Here is a 12,744-nt window from a genome sequence, read left to right on the forward strand (position 1 = left end):
TCTCCTGGTATAGGTAATTTTTTTATCTAACAGTTCATAGCACGCCGGCACCGCATTGTGGCTCAGCTAACACTGTTTGTTGGACGCTACCATAGATTTGTAATGATGGCCTTACAAACTCCATTTTTTTGTCATTGCACAACACATTGCCCGGGATACTGCGTAACGACACGATCTTGAACCGGCCTGGATATGCCTGCTGCAGGGCGAGACCGGGCTACCGGGAACACATGCGTACTGTGACAGGTCGCGTTGCCAGATGCTTACACTACGCAATACCTCCCCGGCGGTCAAGAAATCGATTTCAGCGATTTCGGCATTTATTCGGAATGTGGCGCGGAGAGGTCGACAGCACGTGACTTGGTAGCGCGAACATTTTGCTTGCCACGCCTTGCCGCTCTCGCTTAGCATGCCTCACATAGTTGGCATAAATAACAACAATCCGGAGACAGGACAGTGAGCATGCATGGATTTTCCAGGGCCGCGCTGGCCGCGATGATATGGACCCTGGTTTCAGCGCAGGTTGCCGCCGCGCCTGCCGCGGAACTGCCGCGTCTTGTCGAGCGCGATGGACGCCATGCCCTCCTGGTCGACGGCGCTCCCTTCCTGGTGCTGGGCGGCCAGGCCCACAATTCCAGCAATTATCCGGCGGCCTTGCCCAAGGTCTGGGCCGCGCTCGAGGATGCACATGCGAATACCCTGGCGATCCCGGTCGCGTGGGAGCAGGTCGAGCCCGAAGAGGGCAGCTTCGACTTTGCTTACGTCGATACGCTGGTGGCCCAGGCTAGAACGCATGGCAAGCGCCTGGTGCTGCTGTGGTTCGGCACCTGGAAGAACACCGGCCCGGCCTATACGCCGGACTGGGTCAAATTTGACAACCGGCGCTTTCCCCGCATGCTCGATGCGGACGGCAAGCCCAGCTACTGCCTGTCGCCCTTCGGCGAAGCGACCCTGGCGGCCGACAGGAAGGCCTTCGTGGCCCTGATGCGCCACATCCGCAACATCGATGCCGCCAGGCGCACCGTGATCATGGTGCAGGTCGAGAACGAGGTCGGCACCTATGGCCTGGTGCGCGACCACGGCGCCCGTGCCGAAGCCGCGTTCCGCCAGCCGGTGCCGAAGGAGGTACTGGCACGACAGAGTGCGCCGGCCGGGCGGCCCGCGCAAGGCAGCTGGAGTGAGGTGTACGGCGACTATGCGGGGCAATACTTCCATAGCTGGGCGATCGCCAGCTATATCGAGGAAATCGCGAAAGCCGGCCGCGCGGTCTACGACCTGCCGATGTTCGTCAACAATGCGCTGCGCGAGCCCGGCCAGCCCGGCCGGCCGGCGACTGTGTGGAAGGGAGACTTCGCCAGCGGCGGCCCGACCTGGGACGTGCTCGGCATCTATAAGGCCGCTGCGCCCCACATCGATTTCGCCGCGCCCGACATCTACATGCCGGAATCCAGCAAGGTAAGCGCCGTGCTGGCCGGCTTCCACCGTTCGGACAACCCGTTGCTGGTGGCCGAGATGGGCAATGCGGCCGGCTACGCGCGCTACGTCTGGCAGATCGTCGGCAAGGGGGCGCTCGGCGTGGTCCCCTTCGGCATCGACTATGCGAGCTACAGCAACTACCCGCTCGGCTCGAAGTACACGGACCGCCGCATGGTCGAGCCCTTCGGCCAGGTCTACAAGCTGCTGGCCCCGATGTCGCGCCTGTGGGCGCGCTGGGCCTTCGAGGGCCGCACCCATGGCGTCGCCGAGGGTGACGACCGCACGCCGCAAACGGTCGCCATGGATGGCTGGCAGGCGACCGTCACCTTCCGCGAGTTCCAGTTCGGCGAGCGCGAATACCTGCGCGACAAGAACGAGTATGCCGAAGGCACCGAACAGCCGGGCGGCGGCGTGGCGATCGCGCAGACCGGGCCGGACGAGTTCGTGCTGGCCGGCCAGCGCGCACGCGTCAAGCTGGCGCCGGACACCGGCAAGCCGTCCATGTATGCGCGCGTGGAAGAAGGGCGCTTCGACGCCGCCGGCAAATGGATCATGGAGCGCAACTGGAACGGCGACCAGACCGACTATGGCCTGAACCTGCCTGCTGCACCGACCGTGCTCAAGGTGAAGATGCGCACTTACGAATACTAAGAACCTATCCCAGTAGGGAGGAGGAAGTTGATGGCGACATGCGCGTCTGCGATGCATGGCAAGCGTGGGCAAGGCGAGAGGAGGCCGCATGGCTAGCCATGCAACGACGAACAACGCAGCCCACGCTTGTCAGGCGCGCCAGCAACGACTCATTCCCTACTGGGATAGGTTCTAAGCCCCAACAATAAGACCAGGAGACCCGCAATGCGAATTACCCGTACGGCGACCGCCGTCCTGCTGCTGTGCGCAGCCAACCAGGCCTTTGCCGGCAGCTACCAGAAAACCGCCACCGGCATCGAGGTGCGGCCCGATCGCGGCGCCGCGAAGCTGGTGCGCTTGAATCTGATGAGCGACAACATCATCCAGGTGCTGAAGTTCGACGCGCCCGGCAAGGCGCTCACGCCGTCCTTGATGACGGTCGCGGCGCCCTGCGCCTGCAGCTTCAGCGTGGAAGCGCCCCACGCCGGCAAGGACGAAGCGGTACTGCTCAAGGCGGGCAAGATCTCGGCCACGGTGTCGCTGAAGGACGGCCGTGTGGCCTTTTTCGATGCGGCCGGCAAGCCGATCCTGCGCCAGGACGCGGAGACCATGAAGCCGCTCACGGTGGGCGGCAAGCCTTTCCTCGCGATCACCCAGGGCTTCAACCACGGCACCCGCGACGCCTACTACGGCCTGGGCCAGCACCAGAACTCGCAGATGAACTACAACGGCGAAGACGTGCTGCTGGCCCAGCACAACATGATCGCCTCCGTACCCTTCGTCGTCTCGGACAAGAACTACGGCCTGCTATGGGATAACAACAGCATCTCGCGCTTCGGCGACCCGACGCCCTATGCCTGGATGTCGCGCGACCTGAAACTGCGCGACGCGCAAGGCAAGCCGGGTGGCCTCACGGCCCGCTATTACATCGACGGCAAGCTGGCCTTCACGCGCCAGGAGAAGGACATCGCCTACCAGTACCTGAAGGACGTGGCGGAAAACTGGCCCAAGGAGCTGCCGCCGCTGAAGGACATCAAGGACGGCAGGGTGGTGTGGGAAGGCAGCATGGAAAGCGACAAGCCCGGCGTGCACAAGATGCAGCTGTACTCGTCGGACTACGCGCGCCTGTCCATCGACGGCAAGGAGGTGATGGACGTCTGGCGCATGGGCTGGAACCCCTGGTACCACAACTTCGAGGTTAAGTTCGAGAAGAACAAGCCGGTGAAGCTGCACCTCGACTGGAAGGTGTCGAGCGGGATGATCGCCATCACCCACAACAATCCGCTGCCGCGCGCGGAGCGCCATTCGCTCACCATGTCCTCGGAAATCGCGGAGGCGATCAATTATTACGTCATCAGCGCCGACAGCATGGACCGCGTCATCGCCGGCTACCGCCACCTGACCGGGCAGCAGCCGATGATGCCGAAATGGGCCTACGGCTTCTGGCAGTCGCGCCAGCGCTACGAGACCCAGCAGCAGCTGCTCGACACGGTCCTGGAATACCGCAAGCGCGGCTGGCCGCTGGATAACATCGTGCAGGACTGGTTCTACTGGCCGCAAGACGGCTGGGGCTCGCACGACTGGGACAAGACCCGCTTCCCGGACCCGAAGGGCATGGTCGATGCCGTCCACAAGCAGAACGCGCGCATCATGCTGTCCATCTGGGGCAAGTTCTACGCCAATACCGACAACTACAAGGAACTGGCGGCCAAGGGCCACATGTGGACCAAGAATGTCGAGAACGGTGATCTGGACTGGGTCGGCCCGGGCTACAAGAACAGCCACTACGACCCCTACACCAAGGAAGCGCGTGATATCTACTACCGCCAGATGAAGCACAAGCTGGTCGACCTGGGCTTCGACGCCTGGTGGATGGACAATACCGAGCCGGACATCCTGTCCAATGCGCGCCTGGAAGACTTCAAGCAGCTGATCGGCCCCACCGTCTACGGCGCCGGCGAGATCACCTTCAACCCCTACAGCCTGGTGCACTCGCAAGGCTTCGCCGAGAACCTGCGCCGCGACCAGCCGGACAAGCGCCAGTTCATCCTGTCGCGCTCCGGTTTCGCCGGGATCCAGCGCAATTCGGTGGCGGTGTGGAGCGGCGACACGGTGGGGCGCTGGAACAACCTGGCCGACCAGGTCGCGTCGGGCATCAACTTCTCGATGTCGGGCATTCCGAACTGGACCCACGACATCGGCGGCTACGCCCAGGAGACCCGGTTCCAGGTCGGCGACGTCGGCTCGGCCCAGGAGAACCGCACGACCGGTACCAGGCAGGCCAATCCGGAAGACATGAAGGAGTGGCGCGAGCTGAACCTGCGCTGGTTCCAGTTCGGCGCGTTTTCTCCGTTGTTCCGCTCGCACGGCGAGGTGGTCAAGCGCGAGATCTACAACCTGGTGGGCGACGATGAGGCCATGCGCGATGCGATGGTCAGCTACCTGAAGCTGCGCTACCGCCTGATGCCGTATATTTACACGATGGCGGCCGATACCCATTACCAGTCCGGCACGATGATGCGCGGCCTGGTGATGGACTTCCCGCACGACGATCGGGTGAAGAACATCAAGGACCAGTACATGTTCGGCGCCAACCTGATGGTCGCCCCGGTCACCAGCTACGGCGCGCGTTCGCGCCAGGTCTACCTGCCGCAGGGCAGCGACTGGATCGACTTCGACACCGGGGAGCGCCACAAGGGGGGCAATACCGTCACGGTGCAGGCGCCGCGCGAGCGCATCCCGCTGTTCCTGCGTGCCGGCGCCTTGATCCCGACCGGCCCGGTGACCCAGTACGTAGACGAGAAGCCGGATGCCCCACTGGTGCTGCAAGTCGTCGCCGGGGCCGACGGCCAAGCCAGCCTGTACGAGGACGACGGCGTGAGCAACGCCTATGCGCGCGGTGAATTCAGCCGCATTCCGTTCAGCTACGACGACCGCACCGGTACCGTCACGATCGGCGCGCGCCAGGGCAAGTACAAGGGCATGCCCGTGCAGCGCGAATTCCGGGTGCGCGTGCTGCGTCCGGGTACCGCGGCGGCGAACGACCTGGACGCCTACGACAAGTCGGTCAGCTACGACGGCCGTCCGGTCACGATCAAGCTGTGAACGCACGCAGGCAGCTGCTCAAGGGGCTGGCGGCGCTGTCCGGCGCCGCGGCCAGTCCGGCGCTGTTCGCCGCGGCCGCGGCCCCAAGGCTGTCGAACCCGCAGGCGAGCAGCCACGCGCAGGCGGTCCACGCCTGGCTGCACGGCATCTGGGGCCGGCAGGTCATCGCCGGCCAGCAGGACCTGACCTGGAACGACCGAGTCGACATGGCCCAGCGCGTGTTCGACGATACCGGCAAGTATCCCGCCCTGATGGGCTACGACTTCATGAACACCGGGATGAGCGCTCCCGACGCTTCCGGCCTGCACCAGGTGGAGGAGGCGATCGCCTTCGCCCGGCGCGGCGGCCTGGTGAGCTTTTGCTGGCACTGGCGCGACCCGGCGCTGCTGGGGACCGCGCGCGTCAACCGGGCCAACTTCTACGTCCGCGAGCCGGATGCGGGCAAGAACACGGGCTTCACCATCCCGATGGCCAAGGGGCAGCTGGATACCGCCAGCGCCGCCTACCGGCAGCTCAATGCCGGCATCGACCTGGTCGCGGCGCAGTTGCGGCGCCTGCGCGACGCCGGCGTCACGGTGCTGTGGCGCCCCTTGCACGAGGCCTCCGGCCACAAGGGCGACGGCTGGTTCTGGTGGGGGCGTCAGCGCAGCGACGGCGAGTCGCCGGCCCGCGCCAACGTCGAGCTGTGGCGCCATATGTACCGGCGCATGACCGGGATGCACGGGCTGCACAACCTGATCTGGGTGTGGAACGGGCAGGACGAAACCTGGTATCCGGGTGACGACGTGGTCGACATCGTCGGCTGGGACATCTACGACGACAGCGACCGCAAGCGCTACGGCGCGCAGGCCGCGACCTACCGCCGGGCGCTGGCGATCGGGCGCGAAGCAAAGCCGGTGGCGCTGACCGAAACCAGTTACATCCCCGATCCCGACAAGATGCTGGCCGAAGGGGCGCCCTGGCTCTGGTTCACCGTCTGGAATGACGCCAATGGCGCTGCCGGCGTGGCCGACAAGACCAGCTTCTGGACCGGCGACTACTACAATACGGCCGAGCACAAAAACAAGGTGTATCACCATCCGAAGGTCATCACGCTGGACAAGCTGCCGGCATTCCTGAAAGCGCCGCCATGAAACCACTCTCCTTTTCCCTGGGGCTTGCCCTGGCCGGCCTGCTGCATGCCGGCCTGGCCGCGGCCGCCACGCCGGTTCCCGCCGACGATGCGAAGCTGCAGTACACGGGCCGCATCGACTTCTCGAGGCCTGGCGCGCCGGTGATCTCCTGGCCGAACACCTCGATTGCCGGGCGCTTCACGGGCACCTCGCTGGCCATCAGGCTGGACGACCAGCGCGGCAGCAACTACTTCAACGTGTTCCTCGACGGGGATCTCTCCGCGCCGCTGGTGGTGGAAGCGAAGCAGGGCGAGGCCACTTATGTGGTGGCGCAAAAGCTCCGGCCCGGCACCCACAGCTTCCTGATCACCAAGCGCACCGAAGGAGAAGAGGGCGCGACCGTATTCCGGGGCCTGGAACTCGACGACGGCGCGCAACTGCTGCCGCCGGCGCCGCGGCCCACGCGCCGGATCGAGTTCTTCGGCGACTCGATCACCAGCGGCATGGGCAACGAGGGCGCGGTCAACGGCCGCGACGACGCCGGCAAGGACAAGAACAGCTTCCTGTCCTATGCCGCGATCGCCGCCCGCCAGCTGAAGGCGGAGGCGCACCTGACCTCGCAGAGCGGCATCGGCGTGATGATCAGCTGGTTCCCCTTTACCATGCCGGACTTCTACGACCAGCTGAGCGCGGTCGGCAACAACGACAGCCGCTGGGATTTCACGCGCTGGACGCCGCACGTGGTGGTGGTCAATCTGCTGCAGAACGACAGCTGGCTGATCGGCCGCGACCACAAGCTGCAGCCGGAGCCGGACGATGCCGCGCGTATCGCAGCCTACAAGAGCTTCGTCCATCGCATCCGCCGCCTCTACCCGCAGGCCTACATCGTGTGCGCGCTCGGCAGCATGGACGCGACCCGGCCCGGCTCGCCGTGGCCGGGCTACGTCACGGCGGCCGTGGAACGCATGCGCAAGGAAGACGGCGACAAGCGGATCGACACGCTGTTCTTCGACTACACGGGCTACGGCCAGCATCCGCGTGTACACCATCACCAGGCGAATGCAGCGAAGCTGACCGCCCTGGTGCGGGCTCGGATGGGCTGGTAAGCCCGGGCGCGGCTCAGGCGGCGCGCGGGCTCGCTGCTGCGAGCTGGCTGGCGATGTAGGCGTCGTGCGTCGGCATGCGCTCCACGGCCTGCACGATCATGTCGCGCACACCGGCGAAGTGCCCATGGACCTCGCGGATGTCCGCGCCGTCCACGAAAGGATCGTAACGCTTCGGCACTGCGCCCAGTCCCATCAGCATGGCGACGAAGGAAGGCTCGGCGAAGCCGTGGGGGTCGAGGATGGTGACCCGCCCGGTCTCGCGGAACAGCTCGATCTGGTGGCGCAGCGAATCCGGAATCGGCATATTGGCGCAGTAACGCCAGAATTCCGAATCATCACGCTTCGTGAGCTTGTAATGCAGGATGATGAAGTCGCGCACCGACTCGTAGCGCACGCCCATGAAGCGGTTGAACTCGTCGGCCAGTTCGGGACGGCAGTCGCGGTCCGGGAACAGCTCGACAAGCTTGCCGACCGCGGTCTCGATCAGGCTGATGCTGGTCGATTCCAGCGGCTCGACGAAGCCGGCGGACAAGCCCACCGCAACGCAGTTCTTGATCCATGACTTGCGCCTGCGGCCGGTGACGAAGCGCAGCTGACGCGGCTCGTCCAGCGCGGCGCCGTCGAGGGAGTCGAGCAGCAGCTCGCGTGCCCGCTCGTCGCTGGTGAAGCCATTGCTGTAGACGTGGCCGTTGCCGGTGCGGTGCTGCAGCGGGATGCGCCAGATCCAGCCCGCCTCCTTGGCGGTGGAGCGGGTATAGGGCGTCAGCACCGGTGCGCTGGCGCAGGGCACGGCCAGGGCGCTGTTGCAGGGCAGCTGCGCGCTCCAGTCCTCGTAGCCGGCGTTCAGCGCCCCTTCGATCAGCAAGCCGCGGAATCCCGAGCAATCGACGAACAGGTCGCCTTCCACCCGGCGGCCGTCGCGCAGCCTGAGGGCCGTGATGAAGCCGCTCTCCGGGTGCTGCTCCACCTCCGCCACGGTTCCCTCGATGCGCTGCGCGCCGTGTTTCACCGCGTAGTCGCGCAGGTAGTTCGCGTACAGGCCGGCATCGAAATGGAAGCCGTAGGAATAGCCGTCGGTGATCGAGGGCGTGTGGTGGTGCGGCGGCATGAACTTGTTCTTGCGCGCCATGATCGACGTGATCGACCAGTTCTCCAGCGCCGGCATCTCCCTGAACTGCGTGGCCATGCGCAGCCAGAACAGGTGGGACGGGTGGCGGTCGAGCGAGGGGCCGAAGTCGCCGAATCCGTGGAAGAAGCGGTTGCCGAGGTGGCCCCAGTCCTTGAACTCGATGCCGAGCTTGTAGCTGGCCTTGGTACGCCGTACGAAGTCATCGGGATCGAGGCCGAGCGCGGCGTTGTAGTAGCGGATGGTCGGCAAGGTCGCCTCGCCGACCCCGATGGTGCCGATCTCCGGCGACTCCACCAGGATCACTTCGCACGGCGCCTCCTGGCGGCGCGCCAGGCGCTGGGCCAGCGGCGCCGCCGCCATCCAGCCGGCGGTGCCCCCGCCCACGATCACGATCCGGCGGATCGGCTTGTCGTTCATGTCGTCTCCTGTACTTGGTCCAGCGACGCGTCTTTACGCGCGCCTGCGACAGGAGTGTAGAGCAGGTCGCGAGCCCGCGGCAACAAGAATGTTTGCGTACAACATTCAATGTTGCGCGTGGGTTCAGCGTTGCAGGGACTCCAGCGCCCCGGCCACGTAGACCAGCGGCGCGTTCCAGTTGATCGCGATCTCATTGCTGGCGTAGCTGCACATGTGGTCGAGCCAGGACAGCGCCGGCAGTTTCGATGGATAGGGGGCGGGGCAGTCCTTGGCGTCCTGCTGGCCGGGGTTGGGGCCGCCCACCAGCATGCCCGGTACCGGCGCCTTGATGCCGTCCGCTTCCGACGGACGGTGGTGCGGGTGCATCGGCGAGCGCGCGCCGAAGCCGGTCACGAAGGAGATCCCGGGACCGTTGCGGCCGAGGACATAGTCGAGTCCCGATTGCGCCGCATGCAGGTATTCCGGCCGTGGCTCGATCCGATAGGCCGCCACCAGCATCATGGCCTGGTTCAGGATCACCGAGCTGCTGCCCCAGACGAAGTCCTCCTTGGCCATGGTGATGCGGTAGGGCGAGGCGCGCCAGCGCCCCGCCAGCCGGTCGCCCAGCGCCACCAGGTCCTTGCGCACGCCCGCCGCATCCACGCCTTGCGGCAGGCGCTCGCCGTGCCGGGCGAGCGAGAGCCAGCCCAGCATGCCCACGTTGGCCCAGCCGGGCGCTGTTTCGCCGGCAGCCGGGCGGTAGCCGAAGGCGCGCGCGTGATAGGCCGGCTTGCCGGTCGTGATCAGGAGCTCGGCCGCGGCCCAGGCGAATTCGTCGTCCACGCTCTTGTCGCCGTATTCGCCGGTCTTGATGTCCTGCGGCTGCCGGTACAGCACGCCCGGATTGGCCTCGGCCCAGTGCCAGGCGCGTTCGGCAGCGGCCAGGTAGCGTTGAGAACGCGCTGCCTGGGCGTCGAAGGGCGCCAGGACGCGGGCGGCTGTCGCCATCACCGCCGCGAAGTCGAGCGTGGCGGCGGTGGTCTTCTGCACCACGTAGCGCGGCGCCGTGGCCTGTTCCGGCATCACCATGCCGTCGAAGGCCTTGTTGGTCAGCTTGTGGTAGACGCCGCCGTCGTCCGGATCCTGCATGGTGAGCATCCAGTCCAGGTTCCACAGCGCCTCGTTGAGGATGTCGGGCAGGCCGTTGCCGGATTCCGGCAGGTTCAACGCCAGCTTGCCGAACCAGTCCGGGAAGTGCTCGTAGGCCGCCAGCAGGGTCCAGGTGCTGATGCCGGAATTGACGATGTATTTGTTGTAGTCGCCGGCGTCGTACCAGCCCTTGGGGCTGGCGATCACGGTGCCGGCGGGGCGCGCCTTGGTCGCTGCCGATTCATGCACCAGTACCCGGGTGTCCGGGTGGGCCAGCGGACGCGCATAGGCGCCGGCCACCGCCGGCGTCAGGGCGATGCCGCTGCGGTTCAGGGTGTAGTTGCGGATGGCGGCCGTGTCCAGCGCGCGGTAGACGCCGGGCTGGATGGCAAACGGCGCCGAGTCGGGCAGGCCGGCCACGCGCAGCCGATAGCTGCCGGGCGTGCGCAGCGCCGAAAAGTCGGCCAGGCGCACGCGCTCGCCCGACAGGTCCCAGGTGGCGGCCTCCGTGAGGCTGCCTTCGAATGCGGGCTTGCCGCTGTCCGCCGCGACTACGGCGAAGCGCGCCTGTGCGTCGCCCGGCACCACCGCCAGTTTTTGCGCAGCCGGCAGGAAGCCGACCTGATTGAGCTTGATCTGCGCGGGCTGCGCGGCGCCGGCATCGGCGGCGAGCAGCAGCGTGGCGCAGGCGGCCGCCAGGGCCAGGCGCGACGCGGAAGGGAATGGGGCGGAATGGGTTGCAGGGTGGTACATGCGGTCTCCGTTATTGTTGTCGCGCTGTCCGACGCAGGCTGTGGCTGTCGACTTGAAATCGATTTCAATATACCGTCCGGTATCCGGCGACGTCAACGAGCACGTCGGTATGTGCGCCGGCCCATATTGCGATTATGATATCCGGCAACAATCGCTACCGAGGCCAGCCATGTCGACACAGCACCAGCAGCGCCTGCACCTGTTGTTCCTGACTGCCGTCTGCGGTATGGGCGGACTCCTGTACGGCATCGACATCGGCATCATCGATCCCGCCTTGCCCTACCTGCACCGGGCTACCAGCCTGCCCGAGGGGCAGCTGTCCCTGGTGGTGGCGGCGGTGATGGGCGGCTCGATCCTGGGCTCGGTGGTGGCCGGCATGCTGGCCGACTGGCTGGGGCGCCGTCCGATGATGGTGGTGAGTGCGCTGCTGTTCGTCGGCAGCGTTTCGCTGATCTACCTGTCGCAGTCCTTCGTCCCGCTGCTGCTCGGGCGCCTGCTGCAGGGCCTGAGCGGCGGCGTGATCGCGGTGGTCGTGCCGCTCTACCTGGCCGAGTGCCTGCCGGCCAGCCAGCGCGGGCGCGGCCTGGCGCTGTTCCAGTTCGCGCTCACCGCGGGCATCGTGCTGGCCGCCTTCATCGGCAACCATTACCTGGGCCGTGCCGAGCTGGCGATCCAGGCCGCCGGCAGCGATGCGGCCGCGGTGGCGCTTGCGGCCGACCGCGCCTGGCGCAGCATGTTCCTGGCGGTGCTGTACCCGGGCAGCGTGTTCCTGCTCGGCTGCCTGTTCGTGCGCGAATCGCCGCGCTGGCTGATGCTGCGCGGGCGCACGGACGATGCGGCGCGCGTGCTGGCGCGCCTGCGCCCGGCGGCGCAGTGCGAGGCCGAGCTGGCCGAGATCGGCGCCGCGCTGGCGCAGGAAAAGGCACGCCCCAAGGTGGGCCGCGCCGCGGCGCTGGCCGAAATGTTCACCGAACGGCGCTACGTGCTGCCCTTCGTGCTGGCCTGCGTGATCCTGGGCTGCAACCAGGCCACGGGCATCAATTCGATCCTGCAGTTCATGTCGACCATCCTGCAGCACGCCGGGCTCGATCCGGTAAGCGCGGCCAGCTACGGCACCGCGATCAAGATCCTGAACATGGTGATGACGGTGTTCGCCATCATGCTGGTCGAGCGCAAGGGCAGGGTGTTCCTGCTCAAGATCGGCACCGCCGGGATCATGGTGTCGCTGTTGCTGCTGGCGCTGCTGTTCTACCGCTTCGAATCGCAACGCGTCGACGTGCGAGCCGAGGTGGCGGCCCAGGTGCGGGACAATGCGCTCGACCTGAACCTGCCGGACACCCGCTTTGCCCGTTCGGGCTCCGGACCGGTGCTGCTGAGCGTCCTGTACCAGTACGGGGACAAGCAGCAGGTGGCCGAAGCGTATACGGCGACAGCGGGAGCGCAGGCCGTGCCGAACGGGCGCATCGTCGTCAAGCCGCCCGCTGGCGCCGGCGCCGAGCGGCTGGAAATCGTGCGCACCAGCGTCGGCCCGATCCCGGACAAGAACAGTGGCCTGCTGGCGGCCCTGTGCATCGCCGGCTTCATCGCCGCGTTCTCGGTCGGACCGGGCGTGTGCGTCTGGCTGGCCCTGTCCGAGCTGATGCCGACCCGGATCCGCTCGGTCGGCATGGGTGTGGCGCTCCTGATCAACCAGGGCACCGGCACGCTGATTGCCGGCGCCTTCCTGCCGATCGTGGGCAACTTCGGCTTCCACATGATGTTCCTGTTCTGGGCCGGCTGCACCGCGCTGTACTTCATCACGGCGGCATTCTTCCTGCCGGAGACCCGGGGCAAGTCGCTGGAAGAGATCGAACGCCTGTTTGCGCGGCCCAGCGCGGCCAATTGAGGA

The 12,744-nt window shown here is 66.4% G+C and carries 7 protein-coding genes; 5 read left to right on the forward strand and 2 right to left on the reverse strand.

Annotation, left to right across the window (positions count from 1 at the left end; all coding sequences use genetic code 11):
- The first annotated feature begins 462 nt into the window (after window positions 1–462).
- From LK542_RS17440 to LK542_RS17455, 4 genes are all read left to right on the forward strand, one after another.
- Window positions 463–2,127, forward strand: a complete 1,665-nt coding sequence (locus LK542_RS17440) for a DUF5597 domain-containing protein (protein ID WP_227812869.1) — start codon at window positions 463–465, stop codon at window positions 2,125–2,127.
- A 204-nt stretch (window positions 2,128–2,331) separates the two neighbouring features.
- The gene (locus tag LK542_RS17445) at window positions 2,332–5,211 is read left to right on the forward strand and encodes a TIM-barrel domain-containing protein (protein WP_227812870.1); all 2,880 of its coding nucleotides are present in this window, start codon (window positions 2,332–2,334) and stop codon (window positions 5,209–5,211) included.
- Entirely contained in the window at window positions 5,208–6,344 is a 1,137-nt protein-coding gene (locus LK542_RS17450) for a glycosyl hydrolase (RefSeq protein ID WP_227812871.1), read from the forward strand. The genes LK542_RS17445 and LK542_RS17450 overlap by 4 nt, the downstream gene beginning before the upstream one ends.
- Window positions 6,341–7,429 carry a GDSL-type esterase/lipase family protein gene (locus LK542_RS17455; RefSeq protein ID WP_227812872.1) on the forward strand — a complete coding sequence of 363 codons (1,089 nt, stop codon included), beginning with the start codon at window positions 6,341–6,343 and terminating at the stop codon, window positions 7,427–7,429. The genes LK542_RS17450 and LK542_RS17455 overlap by 4 nt, the downstream gene beginning before the upstream one ends.
- 13 nt (window positions 7,430–7,442) lie before the next feature.
- Here the strand turns inward: LK542_RS17455 and LK542_RS17460 are convergent, their stop codons facing one another.
- Window positions 7,443–8,975 (reverse strand): tryptophan halogenase family protein, encoded by a 1,533-nt coding sequence (locus LK542_RS17460; RefSeq protein WP_227812873.1) that lies wholly within the window; start codon window positions 8,973–8,975, stop codon window positions 7,443–7,445.
- 123 nt (window positions 8,976–9,098) lie between these two features.
- Window positions 9,099–10,856: a glycoside hydrolase family 9 protein gene (locus LK542_RS17465; protein ID WP_227812874.1), complete on the reverse strand. Its 1,758-nt coding sequence runs from the start codon at window positions 10,854–10,856 to the stop codon at window positions 9,099–9,101.
- 169 nt (window positions 10,857–11,025) lie between these two features.
- Between LK542_RS17465 and LK542_RS17470 the strand changes: the two genes are divergently transcribed.
- Window positions 11,026–12,741: an MFS transporter gene (locus LK542_RS17470; protein WP_227812875.1), complete on the forward strand. Its 1,716-nt coding sequence runs from the start codon at window positions 11,026–11,028 to the stop codon at window positions 12,739–12,741.
- The last annotated feature ends 3 nt before the right edge of the window (window positions 12,742–12,744 follow it).

The organism is Massilia sp. IC2-477 (genome assembly GCF_020707265.1).
Lineage (GTDB): Bacteria > Pseudomonadota > Gammaproteobacteria > Burkholderiales > Burkholderiaceae_D > Telluria.